This window comes from Variovorax paradoxus (genome assembly GCA_016806145.1).
Lineage (GTDB): Bacteria > Pseudomonadota > Gammaproteobacteria > Burkholderiales > Burkholderiaceae_C > Variovorax.
Genome location: CP063166.1, coordinates 5362513 through 5380106, shown reverse-complemented (window position 1 = coordinate 5380106; position 17594 = coordinate 5362513). Strand labels below are relative to the sequence as shown.

At 65.5% G+C, this 17594-nt stretch carries 20 protein-coding genes; 18 read left to right on the top strand and 2 right to left on the bottom strand.

All coding sequences use genetic code 11. The features are described from left to right. The first annotated feature begins 14 nt into the window (after positions 1 to 14). The 18 genes from INQ48_25035 (at position 15) to INQ48_24950 (ending at position 17059) form a co-directional block, all read left to right on the top strand. On the top strand, positions 15 to 392 hold the full coding sequence (locus tag INQ48_25035) for a head decoration protein (GenBank protein QRF56574.1): 378 nt from the start codon (positions 15 to 17) through the stop codon (positions 390 to 392). A 45-nt stretch (positions 393 to 437) separates the two neighbouring features. Next, on the top strand, positions 438 to 1451 hold the full coding sequence (locus tag INQ48_25030) for a major capsid protein (GenBank protein QRF56573.1): 1014 nt from the start codon (positions 438 to 440) through the stop codon (positions 1449 to 1451). Positions 1452 to 1461: 10 nt separating this feature from the next. Further along, positions 1462 to 1764: a hypothetical protein gene (locus INQ48_25025; GenBank protein QRF56572.1), complete on the top strand. Its 303-nt coding sequence runs from the start codon at positions 1462 to 1464 to the stop codon at positions 1762 to 1764. Next, entirely contained in the window at positions 1764 to 2177 is a 414-nt protein-coding gene (locus INQ48_25020) for a hypothetical protein (protein ID QRF56571.1), read from the top strand. Before INQ48_25025 ends, INQ48_25020 begins: the two co-directional genes overlap by 1 nt. A gap of 10 nt (positions 2178 to 2187) precedes the next feature. After that, the gene (locus INQ48_25015) at positions 2188 to 2973 is read left to right on the top strand and encodes a hypothetical protein (protein ID QRF56570.1); all 786 of its coding nucleotides are present in this window, start codon (positions 2188 to 2190) and stop codon (positions 2971 to 2973) included. A 97-nt stretch (positions 2974 to 3070) separates the two neighbouring features. Beyond that, on the top strand, positions 3071 to 5788 hold the full coding sequence (locus tag INQ48_25010) for a phage tail tape measure protein (protein ID QRF56569.1): 2718 nt from the start codon (positions 3071 to 3073) through the stop codon (positions 5786 to 5788). Between the two features lie 53 nt (positions 5789 to 5841). Beyond that, the gene (locus tag INQ48_25005; GenBank protein QRF60886.1) at positions 5842 to 6189 is read left to right on the top strand and encodes a hypothetical protein; all 348 of its coding nucleotides are present in this window, start codon (positions 5842 to 5844) and stop codon (positions 6187 to 6189) included. A 3-nt stretch (positions 6190 to 6192) separates the two neighbouring features. After that, positions 6193 to 9777 (top strand): hypothetical protein, encoded by a 3585-nt coding sequence (locus INQ48_25000; GenBank protein ID QRF56568.1) that lies wholly within the window; start codon positions 6193 to 6195, stop codon positions 9775 to 9777. A gap of 18 nt (positions 9778 to 9795) precedes the next feature. Continuing rightward, positions 9796 to 11013 carry a hypothetical protein gene (locus INQ48_24995; GenBank protein QRF56567.1) on the top strand — a complete coding sequence of 406 codons (1218 nt, stop codon included), beginning with the start codon at positions 9796 to 9798 and terminating at the stop codon, positions 11011 to 11013. Between the two features lies 1 nt (position 11014). Next, the gene (locus INQ48_24990; protein QRF56566.1) at positions 11015 to 12499 is read left to right on the top strand and encodes a hypothetical protein; all 1485 of its coding nucleotides are present in this window, start codon (positions 11015 to 11017) and stop codon (positions 12497 to 12499) included. After that, entirely contained in the window at positions 12496 to 12906 is a 411-nt protein-coding gene (locus INQ48_24985; GenBank protein QRF56565.1) for a hypothetical protein, read from the top strand. The genes INQ48_24990 and INQ48_24985 overlap by 4 nt, the downstream gene beginning before the upstream one ends. After that, on the top strand, positions 12896 to 14788 hold the full coding sequence (locus INQ48_24980; protein ID QRF56564.1) for a hypothetical protein: 1893 nt from the start codon (positions 12896 to 12898) through the stop codon (positions 14786 to 14788). Before INQ48_24985 ends, INQ48_24980 begins: the two co-directional genes overlap by 11 nt. 3 nt (positions 14789 to 14791) lie before the next feature. Continuing rightward, positions 14792 to 15025, top strand: coding sequence for a hypothetical protein (locus INQ48_24975; GenBank protein QRF56563.1), 234 nt, complete (start codon positions 14792 to 14794; stop codon positions 15023 to 15025). Positions 15026 to 15045: 20 nt separating this feature from the next. After that, positions 15046 to 15417: a hypothetical protein gene (locus INQ48_24970; protein ID QRF56562.1), complete on the top strand. Its 372-nt coding sequence runs from the start codon at positions 15046 to 15048 to the stop codon at positions 15415 to 15417. Continuing rightward, positions 15404 to 15799, top strand: a complete 396-nt coding sequence (locus tag INQ48_24965) for a hypothetical protein (GenBank protein ID QRF56561.1) — start codon at positions 15404 to 15406, stop codon at positions 15797 to 15799. Before INQ48_24970 ends, INQ48_24965 begins: the two co-directional genes overlap by 14 nt. Then, entirely contained in the window at positions 15796 to 16380 is a 585-nt protein-coding gene (locus INQ48_24960; protein ID QRF56560.1) for a hypothetical protein, read from the top strand. The genes INQ48_24965 and INQ48_24960 overlap by 4 nt, the downstream gene beginning before the upstream one ends. Continuing rightward, positions 16377 to 16730, top strand: a complete 354-nt coding sequence (locus tag INQ48_24955; GenBank protein QRF56559.1) for a hypothetical protein — start codon at positions 16377 to 16379, stop codon at positions 16728 to 16730. Before INQ48_24960 ends, INQ48_24955 begins: the two co-directional genes overlap by 4 nt. After that, complete coding sequence (locus tag INQ48_24950; GenBank protein ID QRF56558.1) at positions 16727 to 17059, top strand: hypothetical protein; 333 nt, start codon at positions 16727 to 16729, stop codon at positions 17057 to 17059. Before INQ48_24955 ends, INQ48_24950 begins: the two co-directional genes overlap by 4 nt. Here the strand turns inward: INQ48_24950 and INQ48_24945 are convergent. Beyond that, the gene (locus INQ48_24945; protein ID QRF56557.1) at positions 17035 to 17334 is read right to left on the bottom strand and encodes a hypothetical protein; all 300 of its coding nucleotides are present in this window, start codon (positions 17332 to 17334) and stop codon (positions 17035 to 17037) included. The two genes, INQ48_24950 and INQ48_24945, sit on opposite strands and share 25 nt — an antisense overlap. Then, a complete protein-coding gene (locus INQ48_24940) occupies positions 17331 to 17594 on the bottom strand; it encodes a hypothetical protein (protein QRF56556.1) in 264 nt (87 codons plus the stop codon). Before INQ48_24940 ends, INQ48_24945 begins: the two co-directional genes overlap by 4 nt.

Sequence of the window (17594 nt, the reverse complement as noted above, 5' to 3'; positions counted from 1 at the left end):
CAGGAGTTGCGAACATGAACTATCGCGCAAGTTTCTCGACCGAAGGCGTCTCTGCCTCCAAGGTGCTCGTGGCCGGCAACGCCCACCTGCTGGTGGGCCGCAAGGTCACCCTGCTGGCGGGCGCGGTCTACGCGGCCGGCACGGTGCTCGGCGTCATCACTGCTTCGAAGAAGCACACCGTCAGCGCCTCGGCGGCCACCGATGGCAGCGAAAAGCCGGACCTGATCCTGGCCGAAACGGTCGACGCCACCGCAGGCGACCGCGAGGCGCTCGGCTATGCACGCGGCGACTTCAACACGAGCGCGATCGTGCTCGGCGCGGGCCACACCGTTGCCAGCATCACCGAAGCCCTGCGCATCAAGGGCATCACCCTGCTGGCCGACGTGGCCTGACGCCCAGCACCCAGCAATTCAACCTCTCAATCAGGAGCAACTTTCATGGACATCTTTTCCATCGGCGTCCTCGCGCGTGTGATCGCCGAGCTTCCGGCCCCCGCGCCGTTCATCCTCAATTCGTTCTTCACTGCCATGCAGACCGAAACGAGCGAGGAGATCCACTTCGATGTGGAGAGCGGCCGTCGCCGCCTGGCGCCGTTCGTCGCGCCCATCGTGGCCGGCAAGGTCGTGCAATCGAAGGGCTTCGTCACCAAGACCTTCAAGCCCGCCTACATCAAGGACAAGCGCGTCTTTGACAGTTCGCGCCCGTTCAAGCGCGCAATCGGTGAGCGCATCGGCGGTGAGCTGTCGCCGGCGCAGCGCCTGCAGGCGTTGCTCGCCGCCGATCTGCAGGATCAGCTCGAGATGCTCGCCCGCCGTCAGGAAGTCATGGCCGTGGAAGCGCTGCGCACCGGCAAGGTTACCGTCAAGGGCGAGCAGTATCCGACGGTGGTCGTGGATTTCGGCCGCCATGCCGACCTGACCGTCGAACTCACTGCCGGCGACCGCTGGGGCGAAACCGGCGTCGACCCGCTCGAGGACGTGCAGGGTTGGTCGATGGGCGTCACGCAGCACTCCGGGGCGGCCGGAAATACGCTCATCATGGACGTGAAGGCCTGGCAGCTCTTCAGCGCTGCGCCTTCGGTGCAGAAGCTGCTCGACCGCTTCCGCGGCGCCGACAAGCTCAACGCGACCGTGCTCGGCGAGGGCGGTCGCTACATGGGCAACATCGGCGACTTCGATATTTGGGTCTATGCCGGCTGGTACGAAGACCCGGACACCGGTGAGCTGACGCCGTACCTACCCGACCACACGGTGCTCATCACGAGCCCGGACCTCGAAGGCACGCGCGCCTACGGTGCGATCAAAGACGAAGAGTCCGGCTTCCAGGCCATGCCGTACTTCTCGAAGTCTTGGGTGGAGAAGGACCCGGCCGTGCGCCTGCTGCTGCTGCAATCGGCCCCGCTGCCGGTGCCGTACCGCGTCAATGCCTCGATGTCGGCCAAGGTTCGCTGAGGCCCCGAGCATGTCCGCACGCGCGCCCTTCGCCGATATCGAAGCCATGGTGGATGCCGGGGTGCTCGGCCACCTTACGAACGCCATCGCGACGGTGGCGGGCGTCGACGTGCCGGTCATCTTCGATGTGCCGTCCGCGCAGTCCTTCGGCGGGCAGATCGACGCCAGCGCACCTGAATGCAGCGGGGCCGCCGAGCTACTAGCAAATGTCGAGCGGGGCGACACCATTGTTTTGCGCGGGCGCAGCTACGAGGTGGTGACTGCGGAGCCCGATGGCGCCGGCTTCATCCGCCTCGTGCTGGGGAGCCTCTGATGCTGGCACTTGAACCCGCCATCGTGGAGCGGCTGCGCGCGATCTTGACCGAAGCATGGACCGTAAAGGGCATGTTCTCCGACCCCGGAAAGCGGGAGCCCGACTTCTTCGCGTCCGTGATGTTTGGTGATGCGGATGTGCCGGCCAGTGAGGTTCCTGGCGTGCTGGTGCGGCCGTTGTGGCTCATAACGCTCGTTGGTAGGCGCGCCGATGCAGCGGCCTTGTCGCAGCTCGATAGCGCATTCGCGCAAGTCATCGAGGCGCTTCACGGCTGGGCGCCGGGGCAAGTGAGCGGCAGGCGGTGGGAACGTCTTCAACTGCTGCGCGTGAAGCCGCCCCCCTTTCTCGAGAACGGCCTTATCGGCATCGAACTCGCTTTTTCAACATCGGCCCGCTTCGACGGGCAACCCTGAAAGGAAAACCATGCCTATCGTGCATCAGAAAACCGAGCTGTCGGCCCCGCGTGGCCGCCTGCGTCTCGACATCATGAACGCCCTCGAGGAGCTGACGGGCGAGGAAGAGATGGGCAACTGCCCGAGCTTCGTCCTCTCCATCGACTCGGAGAAAGCGGAGGAGTTTTCGTCCGAGACGGCGGCGAGCGAACTCATCGGCACGATGACGGGAAAGATCAAGCGCACCGCCAAGATCGTCTGCAACAACATGAGCATGGCGACCTATCAGCGCTTCCTCGCGGCGACCAGCGAGACGGTGACGCAATCGTCGGCGCCCGTGACCGCAGAACTCCGCAAGGTGCTGCCGGGCAAGATCTACCAGCTCGGCCAGACTGCCGCCAATCCTATCGGCGTGCGCAACGTGAGCGCCGTCACGGTAAAGACCGAGGACGGCAACACGCCCTACGTGGCCGGCGAGGATTTCAACGTCGATCCGGAAACCGGCGCCGTGCAAATCATGGCCGGGGGCGGCATCGCTGCTGGCGTGGTGCAGTTCGGCTACACGCCTGCCGCCGGCACGTACCAGCGTCTTAAGACCGGCGGTAACACCACGTTCCTCGCCGCGATTCGTGTGGTGGCCGACAACGCCGCGGGTAGCAACAAGGATTGGTACATGCCCCGAGTCAACGTCACGCCGTCGGGCGAGCTGCCCATCGTGTCGGCGGATGTCGAGTTCGTGAAAGTCGAGTTCGACATCGACGTGTTGAAGCCCGCGAACGCGGAAGCCGTCTACGTGGGAGGCCGACCGGTCGCCTGACCTCCATGCGCCCGGTCCCTCGTGGGGTCGGGCGGGTGACGCATGCGGCTTCCGGCGAGGCCGCATCCGTCTCCTGACTCTCTCCTAGCTAGCTCCCATGGCATTCAAGCCGATTCAGATCCTCATCAACGCGAAGGACGATGCGTCCAAGGTGTTTGATCGCCTGCAGCAGCGGGTGATTGCATTCGCCGCGCTGGTGGCTGGGTACTTCGGCATTCAAGCCTTTGCGGGGTGGGTCAAGGGCGGGGCGGATCTTGAGCAGCAGCTCAGTCGGGTGCAGGCTGCGACGGGGGCGACGGCAGAGGAAATGCGGTTGCTGCGGAAGGCGACCGCCGATGCGGCGGCGGATGCGCGCTACAACTTTACGCAGCTTGAGGCGGCGGGTGCATTGGAGAACCTCGCGAAAGCGGGTCTATCGGTGCGCGATGCGATTGCAACGCTGCCGGCGGCGATGTCGCTGGCGCGGGCCGGCGATGTCGAGCTTGCGACCTCTGCCGAGTACCTCACGAAGATTGTCAACGGGCTGGGACTTTCGTTCTCGGAGTCGGGCCGCGTCGCGGACGTCCTCGCCAAGGGGGCCAACGCCACGAACACCAGTGTTGTCGGCCTGGCGCAGGCGTTGAGCTATGCCGCACCTCTCGCGAATACCCTGGGCATCGGCCTTGAGGCGACGGTCGCGATCATCGGTAAGTTTGCAGACGCCGGCATCGATGCAAGCCGCGCCGGCACAGCGTTGAACAGCATTCTTGCGCAGTTCTCAGACCCTGCTTCCAAGTTCCGCACCGAGCTGGCCGCTGCCGGCATCACGACGACGAATTTCGAGAAGATGCTGCACGAGCTGGCTGCCGCCGGCCCGGCCGGGCAGCGGGCGATTGCTGCTGTGGGCCAAGAGGCTGGCCCGGCGTTGCGTGCGCTGCTGAATCAGGGCATCGGCAAGCTCGATGACCTGAAGAAGTCGCTGCAGGAAGCGAGCGGCAGCGCGGCGGAAGCGGCTGCGATCATGCAGCGCAACCTCAAGGGCGCATTCTCGGGGCTGGTGACCGCCTGGGACTCGGTACGCAACGCGCTCACGACTCCCATCCTGCCAGTGCTCACGCAGGCCGTGGAGCGCCTGGCGGGCGCGCTGCGCAGCGCGGTGGCGGACGGCACCGTGGGCCGCTTCGGCGAAGCGCTGGCCTCGGCTTTCCGCAATGGCATCAAGTGGGTGCAGGAGTTTGTCGCGAGCGTGGATGTGCCCGCCCTTGTCGCGAAGGCTGAAGACCTGGCGGCGCGGGTTGGTGCCCAGCTCGACAGCATCGGCCAGAGGGCGCAGGCGGCGGGCAACATCGTGCAAACCGTCTGGGGCGTGATGGTTGCCGGCGGCAATGCTGTCGTGGCGATCACGTTCAAGATCGCCGAGGGCATGGCGCACGCCGCCTCGACGGTGCAGGAAGGTATTGGCTTGATCCTGTCGGGCCTCTCGCGGGTCACGTTCGGCGAGGTGGCCGCGGCGTTCAAGGCGGCGGCGGCCGAGGTCCAGCTCTCCGCCGAGGCGACCGCTGCCGTGGCGGAGGCCTTCGGGGAGAAGGCGGCAGAGGCCTTCGACCGTGCCACCGAGGGCGCAGAGGCGGCGCGTGCGGGATGGGCGGGGTTGACCAGCGATGCGGAGCAAACGGCCGCAGCAGCCGCGGCCGGTAGCAATGCCTTCGCGGACATGGCGGCGTCGATGCAGGCCGCAGGCGACAGCGCGCAGGAAGCGGGCCAGAAGGCTGCAGGCGCGTCCGAGGCCCAGAAACTGAGTGCCGAGCAGGCGCGCGCCGCGGTCGAGCGTCTGCGGGCCGAATACAAGCAAGCCATCGCTACAGAGAATATGCAGCTCGCGGCCGAGAAGCTCGAGGAGCTGCGCAAGGCCAACATCGCCGCGGCGCAGGCGGCTACGGCCAACAAGAACGCGCAGACCGAAGCTGCGGCCGAGATCGCGGCGGCGTTCCAGCGAGCCGGCGTGCAGACGAAGGTCGAACTTGAGACAGCAGCAAAGACGGCGCTGCGTGATTTCGAGATGATCCGCGACAGCGGGCAGGCGACCGCCATCGGCTTGGGCGAGGCGTGGAAGCGCGCAGCCGAGGCCGCCATCGCTGCGGCGAACGGCATCGCGCCTGGTTGGGTGCAGGCGCAGGCGGCGCTTCGTGGCTTCGACGTGGTGCTCGACAGCGCGGGCCGCTCGACACTCAAGCTGCGCGATGCACAGCAGGATGCGACCCAGGCGGCCTATGGCCTGGCTGGTGCCATCCGCGAGGTGACCAGCGCGCGGGAACGAGACATCGAGGCGCGCGAGAAGGCGCTGCAGCTCGCCGAGCGCGAGCAGGAACTCGAGCGCAAGCGGCTGGGCGTCGATAAAAACGGTTTCTCAACCGACAAGGCCGGCAACACGGTCAACGCCGGGGGGAACCTCAACACCTTGACCGGCATCGCTGCCTTCCTGAAAGAAGCCGGCATTGCCGACGAGAAGAAGGCCCGCGCCATCGCGCTACAGTTTTCCGATGGGAAGGGAAACATTCCTTTCTTCGGCAACCCCGGCCAGCGCCTCTACGGCGGGGACACGATCAGCCAGGCGCTGTTGCGCGCCGCAGAAAAAGAGACCTTCTTTGGCAAGGGTGACACGGCCACCACGATCCCGAGGCCGGAATCGACGCGGCGCGTTGACTTGAACCTGCGACTCAACGGCCGCGACCTCGGCACCGTCAACACCGACAGCGCGGGCGCTGATGCGATTCAAGGTCTGCTCGCGCAACTCGGCGCCGCCGCCGGCACCTCTTCCATTCGGCCGGGGAGCTGAGCATGCCAGCACCGAAGTTTCACGCCCTCAACGGATTGCAGATCTCGCGCGGCATGGTCTGGGTCGATGAATACGGATGGAGCGCCGTCGAGAAGAGTCTCGAGTACTCGCTCACAGGCGCCGCGCTCATCGATGGCGCCAAGCGTCAAGCCGGCCGGCCTATCACTCTGCAGGGCGAAGTAGATGCCGGATGGATTCAGCGCGGAAAGCTCGAGGCGCTGCGCCAGCTCTCCGAAGCCGATGCCGTGGCGTCGTACACGCTCGTGCTGGCAGATGGCCGCACGTTCAACGTGCAGTTTGCGCCGGCCGCAATCCCTGTCGAGGGCAAGCCGCTCGCGCGCCCCGAGCTTCCCGATGACCAGCAGCCCTACATCGCGACCGTTCGACTCATCACCGTCTGACCCATGCCCATTCTCGAATCCGACATCAAGATCGTCGCCACCCAGGTGATGGACGACGTGCCCGAAGGCGGCGGCGCGCCGACCTCGACCGTGATCCCCGATGGCGCCAGTAATGCCATCTTCAAGGACATCAGCGAGGTGGACCGTGCGCAGGGTGACGTGTCCATCATGAAGGTGGCCGCGACCGTCCAGACGCTCAACACCGATACCGCTCTTGGCGGCACGGTCAGCATCGCGCGCCCACCGGCCGACCCGAAGGTGAGCGCGACGCTGTTCGTCACGGGCGACTTCTTCGACCGGCGCGCGGCCATCCAGGGCCGTGTCGAGGCCTACACGACCGCCGGGGAAGAAGTGTCCGGCTTCATGCTGTCGAATCACGTGCAGGGGCAGCGGTCGCTGCAAATCTTCCAGCGACCCGGTGCCACCCCTCCAAGCATCAACAGCACGGTGCAGATCAGCGGCGGCGGCAAGACCGAATCGATTCGGCTCGTGGATGTCGACATCGAGACGCGGACCTACAGCTACTCGACCGGCGGCAGCTTCGTGGACTATCAGGCGCAGGTCTGCGTGTGCGAACTCGAGTCCGGGCTCAAGAACGACTACACGGGCACCGCTGCCAATCGCCTTTTCGAGCGCAGTCCCACCGCCGCGGCCATCAATCGCATGCTGACGGCCGACGCAGCTCGGTTCTATGGCGTGTCGAAGCTGGCGGCCAACGTCACGACCGGCGACCTTTCGGCGAAGGTTGAGCGCATCGACACGCAGCTCGTGCCGAGCGCGACGACCGAGATACCCATCGTGGACACGCTCGCGGCCGGTTCGTCGGTGGCGCTGGTGCGCTCGGGCAGCGGCACGGTGTCGCTCAACACCGGGGCGCTGATCGGGCCGAATGTCGTCCTGACGCTCGGGAACCCGATCTATGCCGGCACGCTGTCGGTGGCGACCAGCGCCGGCACGATCACCGACGATGGCGGCCGCCTCAAGCTGGGCGCGCTCACCATCGGCAGCGTGTCGTATGTCGGTGGCACGATCACATGCGCATCCGATGCACCGCAGATCACGGGCACGAAAGCCATCACCTACGCGCCGGCCGGCGCGCCCATCGAGCTGGCGGACTCGGCTTCCATCGTCGTGACCGCCGAGTCGCGCCGGATCAACTATCCGCTGACGATACTGCCGCCGCCAGCGCCTGGCACCCTGCGCGTCGCGTTCCGAGCCGGCGGCTCTTGGTACGAGCTGGCTGACGATGGCGCGGGCCGGCTTCGAGGTGCAGACGCGACCATCGGCACCGGCACGGTGGACTACGGCACCGGCACGGTGGCTCCGACTCTGGGCGCGCTGCCCGACGTGGGCAGCGAAGTCATCTTCTTCTGGGGCGCCAAGGTCAACTACCGCGACCGCAGCGGCGTGCTCGCGGCCGCACCGTTCGTAGCGCTGGCGCTGGACAGCCAGGCAGCACAGGCCACCACCATCTCGGTGAACTGGAACGACGGCGCCGCCCGTGTGGCAACCGACAACGGCAGCGGGGCGCTCACCGGTGATGCCACCGGCCCCGTGGCCTATGCGACCAGCACCATCGAGCTGAGGCCCAATGCGCTGCCGGCGTCCTCGGTGGCCTTCACCGTCAACTACAGCCACGGCACGCCGCAGGCGAAGGCGTTCCCGGCGCCTGCACGCAACGGTGATGGTTCCATCACGCTGAACCTTGGGCAGACCAACATCGCGCCGCGGTCGGTGTCGCTCGACTGGAATCTGGTGCTGCTCTCCACCGGTGGTGTGCCGGCTGACCTCTGGGTGCCGCAGAACTTCGCGTCCACGAAGACCATCACCGATGACGGCGCGGGCACGCTGCGCGACGGCCTGGGCGTGGCCTTCGGGACCATCGTCTACGCCACGGGCGTCATCACGCTGCATCCGGAAGCGCAGGTCTCGGTCGCGGTGCCGCAGTGGGCCGTGAACCAGCTCGGGGCGCTGGGCACGGTGCTTTCTCCGAACCTCCCGGGCATCTTCCGCAACACGCTGACCGGCTACAACTACGTGACGCTCGACGCGACGCTGCCTGTCGATTCGACAGGTCTCGTGAACGTGAATTTCCGGGTAGCCGGCGCCGGCACTGCCAAGAGCCAGGTTTTCAATCAGCCGAAGCTCTCAATTCGTCTGCTGACGAATGCGAGCGAGGTGAGCGTGCCTGGCAGTGTCAACTTCACCTACGGCGATAAAACTTACTTCGACCGCGCGGGATCCCTCTACATCGACCTTGATCCAGCAACGGGCGCGGCAACCCTCGCAGGGACTTACGACTACGCCACCAGTATGGCGAGCCTCTCGGTCTGGCCCTCGGCTGCGTCCGGGCCGGTCAGGGTCAACAGCCTGTTGACAGCGCTGGACGGTCAGCCCGTCGAGTACGTGGTGTTTCGCACGCCGGTGGCACCTATCGCCCCCGGATCGCTGCAGCTCCTCGCGACGAAGCTCAACGGCGGCACGATCAATGTCACGGCCGACGCCAACGGCAATATCAGCGCGGCCAACGTGCACGGCACCATCGAGGCCAACACCGGCGTGGGCAAGGTCCGCTTCGGCGATTGGGTGACCGCCGCAGGCAACGAGTCACAGCCTTGGTATTCGCCGGATGCGGTTGGGAGCGACGGCAAGATTTGGCGGCCGGTGCCGGTGTTCGCCAACACCGTGCGGTTCAACGCGGTCGGGACCTCCACGCTGCCGATGGACGCGACCTTGCTCGGCATCGACCCGGTGCGGCTGCCGCCCGATGGTCGCGTGCCGATTTTCAAGAAGGGTGGCTTGGCCATCATCGGCAACACGCGCAAGCTCGGGCCCCAGGTCGTGGCGAACGGGCAAACGCTCGATGCAGGCCGCGAGCGGCTGTCCCGTATGCGCATCCTCGATGCGAATGGACTGGCCGTTCAGGCTGGCTATGTGCGCAACCTCGACGCGGGCACTGTGCTGTTCTCGGACGTGAGTGGCTATGCGCAGCCCGTGACCTACGAGCACACTGTCGAGGACTTGCTCACCGTCAGCGATGTGTCGATCGACGGTCGGCTCGCTTTCGCGAGTCGCATCTCACATGACTACCTGGCCGGCGAAAGCTATGTCAGCAGCGCCGTGCGAATGGGCGACCTTAAGGCGCGCGTTCCGCTGCTGTTCGATCAGCAGAGCTGGACGGGAGTGTGGTCCGACAGCCTGATCGGCAACGCCGCCGACCCGACGTTCAACGACATCGACTTCCCGATCACGGTCACCAACAAAGGCGCCGTGACCGAGCGTTGGCGCATGCAGATCAACAGCAACGGCACCACCTACAACCTGATTGGCGAGCACGTCGGCCAGATCGTGACAGGGCAAGCCCTCTCGGCCGATTGCTCGCCGCTCGGGCCCTCGGGCGTTCCCTACATGACTATCCCGGCCGCTGGCTTCGGCTCTGGAGGCTGGCCCGCTGGCTCGGTGATCCGCTTCAACACCATCGCCGCGACCTTCCCGTTTGTCGTCATCCGCACCGTGCAGATGGGCGCCGAAACCGTGCTCGATGACTCGTTCGAGCTGCTCGTGCGCATCGGCGTCGACCGTCCCTGATTCGAGAGAGAGAACCACATGGCATCCCCTGTAGACACCAGCGTCAAGCATTTTCTGAGCACGATGGCGGGCGCGCCGGTGCTGTCCGGCACCGTGGGCTCGGGCATTGCCTGGCTCGACGCGCTGCTCGTGAACGGCTTCGACACGAAGACCTTGAGCGCGCTCACCGTGGCCGGGGGCGTGGCCACTGCTGCCTTCACTGGCTCGCATAGCGCGATCCTCGATTCGGTTATAGCGGTGGCCGGCGTGAGCGGCGGCCCGTCGGGATTCGCAGGCCTGAATGGCGAGCAGAAGGTGACGGGCAGACCAACCACAAACACGCTGACCTTTGCCACGGCGGCCACCGACGGCACCTACACCGGGACCATCACGATCAAGATGGCGCCGCTGGGCTTCACCAAGCTTTTCAGCAAAACGAACGTTGCCGTGTACAAGAGCAGCGACCCGGCCTCGAACGGCATGTGCCTGCGTGTCGATGACACCAACGCTCAGTGGATGCGCGTGATTGGATACGAGACGATGACGGACGTTGATACGGGGACGGGCTTGTTTCCGACGACGGCTCAGGTCAACGGCGGTGCGTATTGGCATAGATCGGTTAGCGCAAATGCGATAGCCGTCGGGTGGGCTTTTGCGGGTGACAGCCGAACTTTCTACCACAGCATCCGGTCAGGTCTGTCGCAGGGCGCGGGCTACGACATGGGCACGATCTGGGGCTTCGGGGACTTGGTTGCGCTTCGTCCGTCGGGCGATGCGTTCGCGACTTTCATCGCAGGCAGCTTTACCGGAACGACGACCTCCGTCGACAACTGCCTTGGAAACAACGGCTCCAGCCAGATTGCTGTGCCGCGGAGTTTCACTGGCCTTGGCTCTGCGGTCCTCGGATACCCACAGCATTGGGGAGGGAGTAGCGGAAGCCTCTACTACAGCGGTGCCACCGCGCTGCACGGCGGCTTCCCTAATCGCGTAGATGGTGCGATGTACATGGCCAAGGAGTTTTGGACGGGAGCGGGGACGGTTGAACCTCGTGGTGAATTCCCCGGTCTCTACAGAGTGCTACAGAGTGGTCTGTATAACTTCTTCAAGACAGGGGATCGAGCGCCTGCTACCGGTGCTCTTACAGGCCGCAATCTCGCTGCTTTTACCTGCCCGGCTTCTGCGACGACGAAGAACAACAATTCGGATTCGTCAAACACCGGTATCGCGTTCTTTGACGTGACGGGGCCGTGGCGTTGATATGGCTGCACATCGCTATTGGCGAGTGTCGGGGCTTCGGCCCTACGACCTAGGCTCAGTCGTTGAGCTCAACGAGTTCTGGCTACTCAGCGGCGCGACCCGTGCAGACGCAGGTGTCACGCTGAGTAGCAACATCGCACCGGTCAGCGGTGCGCTCTCATCGCTACAGGACAACGATCTTTCGACCGGTGTTCTTCTTTCGGACAAGACCGTCTTGTCGTGGGACTTTGGCGTGCCCACCGATGTCACGAACATCCGCATGGGCGCCGGGGATGGCCGCGGTCGTTTCCCGGCTATCTGCTACGTCGAGTGGTCGGACGATGGTGTAGTTTGGCGAGAACTGCAGCTGCTTCGCAATTGGGCGGGTATCAAGTGGCCCGGTGCACGAACACTCACTGAGAGCGTTTTGCGCATTCCACCAATAGAGCAAAGGACGATCCGGATGTCGTTCGAACCCGCCAGTTGGTGGCTGAACGAGTACGGGCCTTCTGTCTCTTTTTCGGCCAGCGTAGGCGCAAGCGCATTGACCGTCAACCCAATCAGTGGTGCACGCTCTGTACAGTTTTCTGGCACTGGGTCGCTGTCGGTCACTTCGGTGTCCTCTTTCGCGTTTTCAGCGGGGCTTGACTTCACGATACAGGCGAGGGTTCGGCCTACTGCAAGCATCTCGGGCATGCGCGTGATCGCTGCGTTCGGCGGGATGCGTGACGGTATATCGGTTGCGTATCTCGGGCTCGACTCCAGCACAGGGACTGTCTCGCTATCGGTCGTCGGCTCGACTACGCGCTTTGTGGTCAGCCCTGCCGGCGCTTTCGGCCCATTGAACGTCAATCGCCACGTAGCTGCGACCAGTGAGAACGGTGTACTCCGGCTTTTTATTGACGGTGTTCTTGTTGCAACGACCACGGGAGCCGGCACATTCACGGGCTACAGCAACCCAGATTTCACTATCGGCAACTACACCGTGGGAGGATCGAACTCGTTCCTTGGCGTCATCGATGAGGTCGGCATTGATTTCAAGGCGCTGTACTTCGGCGACTTCACGCCTCCCGCTGCCATCGTCCCGCAGCCCGAGTGGATGATCGACGCGGTAACTTTTTCGCCAGCATTCACGCGACCGGTAGTTGTTCCGACGCCCGGCGCGATGTCTTCCTTTGCTGGCGTCAGCTTGAAGGCGCTGCAGGCTCGCGCTCGGCCGAGCTATCTGTTTGACCCGCTCGCGCGCGGTCGCGTGCGTGGGAATGTGCTGTTGTTCAGTGGCATCACCAATGTCCCGGTGAGCCGGCGCGTCTCTCTGGTGCGCGAGCGCGACATGCTGATCGTGATGCAGCAGTGGAGCGACCGTGCCACCGGCGTCTATGACTTCCAGTATGTCGAGGAAGGCGAGGCCTATACCGTCATCGCACACGACTACACACACGACAAGCGCGCGGTGATCGCTGACAGCCTGACCCTTGCCAATGGCAAGGTGGAGCTGATGCCGTGAACGTGCTCGCTATCAATGCAATGCTCGCCGGCCCGGGCCTTGTGGCGTATCTCGGGGAGGGCGCGCGCTTCCTCGTGTGCGACGGTGTGCAGCCGCTCGAAGGTGGGGCGCTGACGACGGTTCTTGCATCGGCGGTGCTCGCCGTGCCGGCCGGCGCTGTCGATGCAGGCGCCCTGATGCTGGCTCAGGCGAGTGCGGATGGCGACATGGTGCTGGCGACCGGAATCTCGACCTGGGGGCGCGTTGAGCTCGCCAGTGGCGTGTGGGTGGCCGACTTTAGCGTGAGCGGGCCGTCAGGCGCGGGGCAGGTGAAGATCCTCGTACAGAACCCGCCCGAGAACGACCCCGAGGGCAAGGTCTACCAGGGCGGCACGTTCTTCCTCGGCGAGGTGAAGATTGGCGGCTAACGATCTCATCTTTCGCAAGCCGCCGGCTGGTGGCCCGCCGAACGTCCTCGTTTTGGGCGAGCCGGATGCACCTGCCAGCGGCGCGGCCCATGCGTTCGGACGCATCGCCTTGCCCGCATTCATGGTGCTGGGCACGGTCACTGCGACGCTTCCCCCGCGGGCTACTGCATCCGGCGCGATTCCGTTGCCCGCATTCATGGTGAGTGGGGCGACGCGCTACGACAGCGCGGTGTCTCGCCCGCTCGTGGGTAAGGTGTCGAGCGCCTGGCAGGTTGCTGAGCCTGGGCGGGCCGTTGTGCGTGCCTTGCACCAGAGCGCTGCCCTCGCCCAGCGCGGCCAGATCGCCGCATGGCAGCGCGCAGCGCCTCGCGCAACGGCCGGTACGGTGCGCTGGGAAGACGCTGAGCACGCGCGATATGCCGCGGGTGCTCGGCACCAGGCAGCCGATGGGCTTGCGATGTCGTCGGGTCAGCGACATCAGGAGGCCGGTCGCGTGGTTCGCGGCGGTGCGGTGCGATGGCAGGCGGCCGAGCAGCTCGCGCCGGCTGCGGTGGCGGTTCGTTTTCAAGAGGCGCTGCGCCTGCGCCGCCTGGCAGTTGCGCAGTGGCAGCAGGCGGGTCGGCTGCACCGCGCGCATGTCGAGGCCTTTGGCGTGGCGCAGGTCGTTGACCGCGGTTGGCTGGCGCGTTGGCAGGCGGCCATGCCGCCGATGCCGGGCCGTTCGGATGTCGTGGTGCCGCTCGACCCTTGCTATGTGCCTTCGACGCAGCTCGTGCTCCGCGAGCGGCAGCGCTACAGCACGTCCCTTGTCTTTTATTGCGAGCGGCACGGGCCGCCGCCGGCCACCGGCGAAACCGTTGTGGTCCCCCTTCTGGAGGTCTATTCCGTGGAGAACAGTATTGCGCTCGTGCGCGTCGATGGCGGCGAAATCATCGAAGCGAAGGGCTTCGGCATGTCCCTTGATGCGGACTCTTGGACATGGGCGTGGAGCGCGACGATTCCGGCCGCGGCGTTGCCTCTCGTGACTGCCGACGGCAGCGGCGATCCGGCAGAAGTCATTGCGACTGTCAACGGTGTGCCCTACCGCCTCACGGCCGAGAGCTATCGGCGTGATCGGAGCTTCGGCAAAGCCGAGGTGCGTGTGCAGGGGCGCGGTCGCGCAGCGATTCTCGACGCGCCGTATGCGCCGGTGTTCAATTTCGCGTCCTCCTCGGCGCGCACTGCGGCGCAGCTCATGGCTTTGACGATGACCGTCAACGGCGTGTCAAACGGCTGGGCCGTTGACTACCGCATCGGCGATTGGTTGGTGCCGGCTGACACGTGGGCGTTCCAGGGCACGCCGATAGCCGCCTTGCTCGATATCGCTTCCGCAGCCGGGGCCATCGTGCAGCCGCACGCAACGGATGCAACGCTGCGCATCCTGCCGCGTTATCCGGCTGCGCCGTGGAACTGGAACACGCTCACGCCCGACTATGTGCTGCCGGCCGATGCCATCGCGGTGGAGGGTGTCGAGTGGATCACGCGGCCCGACTACAACCGTGTCTTTCTTTCCGGCGCGACCGAGCCGCGCTTCCGCGGTCAGGTCACGCGCAGCGGCACGCAGGGCGACAGCGTGGCCCCGCCGGTCGTGCATGCGCTGATGACCCATGCAGACGCGGCGGCGCAGCGCGGCCTCGCGGAGTTGAGCAACACCGGACGGCAAGCGAACGTCAGCCTGCGCATGCAGGTACTTCCCGAAACGGGGCTGATCCTGCCTGGCTCGCTTGTGAGCTACGACGGCGGCGACGCCGTGCGCTTGGGCCTCGTACGCGGTATGCAGCTCGATTGGTCGCGGCCGGTGCTGCGCCAGGTGCTGAGCCTCGAAACGCATGTTGAGGCGTGACGCATGAGCCGCAACGTTTACCGCGTGTTTCTCGATTTGCTGCCGGCGACGCCGCTGCAGATCGCGACCGTGACCGCCATCGATGGAGATATCGCGCGTCTCGCGCTGCCGGGCGGCGGTGTTCTTACGGCGCGAGGTGTGGGTGACCGAGCCATCGGAGCCGAGGTGTTCGTTCGCGATGGCGTGATCGAGGGCGACGCGCCCGCTGGCCTGCCGCTCGTGCAGCTCGAGATTTGACGAAGAAAGCAGAGGAACACATGGACATAGGCGACATCGCGGGCAATCCCATCGCGCAGCTGATGTTCCTGATCTTGTCGGCCGCGGGTGGCTACAAGGTCTGGCGCGCGCAGCAGCCGACCGAAGCCAAGGAACGTGCTGACAGCGAAGGGCAGATTGCCGCGCTCGGTACGTGGAAAGAGCTGCTCGAGGGAGAGCGCGCGGCCCGCGTGAAGGCCGAGGAGCGGGCAGACAAGTTCGCGGCCGAGCGGAACGAAGCGATGCAGCAGGTTTGGGAGATGCGGGGGCAGCTCAAGGCAATGAACGAGGCCCTCACTGCGCAGACGTCCGAGCTTGCGTCCTTGCGCGATCAGGTCCGCCAACTCAAGGAGCAAATTCATGCGCCGCAATGACCTTCCCATTGACTCTGACGCAGCGCCGCTCGAGGAGCTGCCGCGCCTTCGTGCTCCGCGCCAGTGGCGCCGCCTGCTCGAAACCGTTGCCGTCGTCGGAAGCCTCTTCCTCGGCGGCTTCGGCTCGGGTTACTTCTGGTCCACGCGCAATGCAGAGGCGCAGATGTCGCGCCAGCGCGAAGACCACCTCGCAGAGATAGGCCGGCTGCGCCAGGCCTACGGCGACCGCCTCTCTTCCATTGCCGGCCGCGTCACCGAGGCGGCCGATACCGCAGCGAGCGCTGCGCAGACCGCGGGCGAGGCCGCGAGCACTGCGCAGAACGCCGCACAAACCGCCAACCAGGCCGCGAAGACCGCGGCGAAGGATCTCAAGAAGCCATGATCGACACCCAAACCCTCATCGCATGCACGGGCGCGACGCGCGCGGACGCCGAGCGCTACACGCTGCACCTTGCGGACGGCATGAACCGTTTTCGGATTCACTCCGATAGCGCGGTGGCCGCATTTCTCGGACAGCTCACAATCGAGTCGGATGCCCTGCAGAAGGTCGAGGAGGATCTCAACTACAAGACGCCGGATCGCTTGCGCGAGATCTTCCCGAGCCTGTTCGTGAAGGGGGGCTATCGCGCCGAGGACTACATTCGCAACCCGCGCGCACTAAGCCAGCTTCGCTACAAGGGTTTCCATGGTCGTGGCCTGATTCAGTTGACCTGGGAGGAGGCCTACATTGCAGCGGGACGCGCCATCGGCGCCGACTACCGTGGCAATCCGGATCTCCTCCTGCAGCCGCAGCATGCGGCGTTCTCGGCGTGCTGGTTTTTCGCCGAGTACAAGGGCTGTATCGCGCCCGCCGAGCGCGGCGACATCTACGACGTGACGGGCCGCGTCAACGGGCCAAAGCGCCTGAAGCTGGCCGAGCGCAAAGCCGCCACGGCGCGCGCGTTCAAGGTGCTGAGCGCATGAGCATGCTGCAAGCCTTGATGGCGGCCCTCTGCATCAGCCTGGCGGGCAATGCTGCGCTCGGCTGGGCCTGGGTGGGCGCCCTTGAACGAGCGGCTACGTCGGTGCTACAGCGCGATGACGCGCGCGCCGCGGCCTCGGCCTGCAGCGATGCGACCGAGGATCTCCGCGACCTGGCCGACAAGCGCGGCGCCGAGGTGAAGAATGCGCAGGCCGTGGCGCGCGCTGATGCCGGTGGGCGCCAGCAGGCGGCGCACACGATCCTGAGCACGCCGCCGGCGGTGCCGGGAGATGCCTGCGCGAGCGCACAGGTTCGCGTCGATGGGTGGCTGAAGGGGAGGGCGCAGCCGTGAAGCGATTGGCGCTCCTGGGGGTGATGGCGAGCCTCGGTTGGCTTCTCGCGGCGTGCGGGGTTGCGTCGGTGCAAACCGTGAAAGTGCCGATCCCTATCCCGTGCGATGCCGCCGAGCCAGCGCGGCCGGCGATGCCCACCGAGGCGCTTTCGCCTGGCGTGGATCTCGACCGGTTTGCCGCGGCGGCGATGGCGGAAATCGAGCTGCGCGAGGGCTATGAGGGAGAACTGCGCGCGGCTGTGAGGGCTTGCGCGGCCCCGATTGGCGCGACTCTTTCAAAAAGCCGAGCGGGGCCGAAGATCGGTCAATCTAACACTTCGGCGCCGTAGCGCGCGGCCACAATGGCGCGGCCGACGGCTACGCGCGGAGTCGGCCCCTCTTGCCAGGGCGCGCGCCCGTCCGGAAAGCGACTGCCTGGCTTGCCTGTCACGATGGCGCACCACTGATAACCCTTGCCTGGCATAGGTGCGATGTGGATCGCCTCTCTCTCGAGCACTCGGTCGAAGCCCGGCCATTCGTTCGCATAGTCGATGTCGACCGGCTCGCCAAGCGCCTTTGCGATCCAAGCATTGAGGGCAGCACCGGCCAGCTCGGCTGTTTTCATGCTTCCGATGTGCCCAGTAGCGGTATCTCGGTGCCGTCAGCGGCCACCATGATCCCGGGCGTGCTGTCAGAGATTTCGATGCGTACGCCCATGTGGGTTTCGCTGCTGATAATTTTGGGGTCGGCACCGCATCGGATGCGCGATTCCGTGTAGGCCTCGAGCTGCGGCGGCGTGAGTACGAATTTTTGCGGGTAGACGTTGCTGTTGGCTTTCCAGTGGGCGGACAGCTTCTCGGTCATCGAAAGGTATAGAGATGCCAT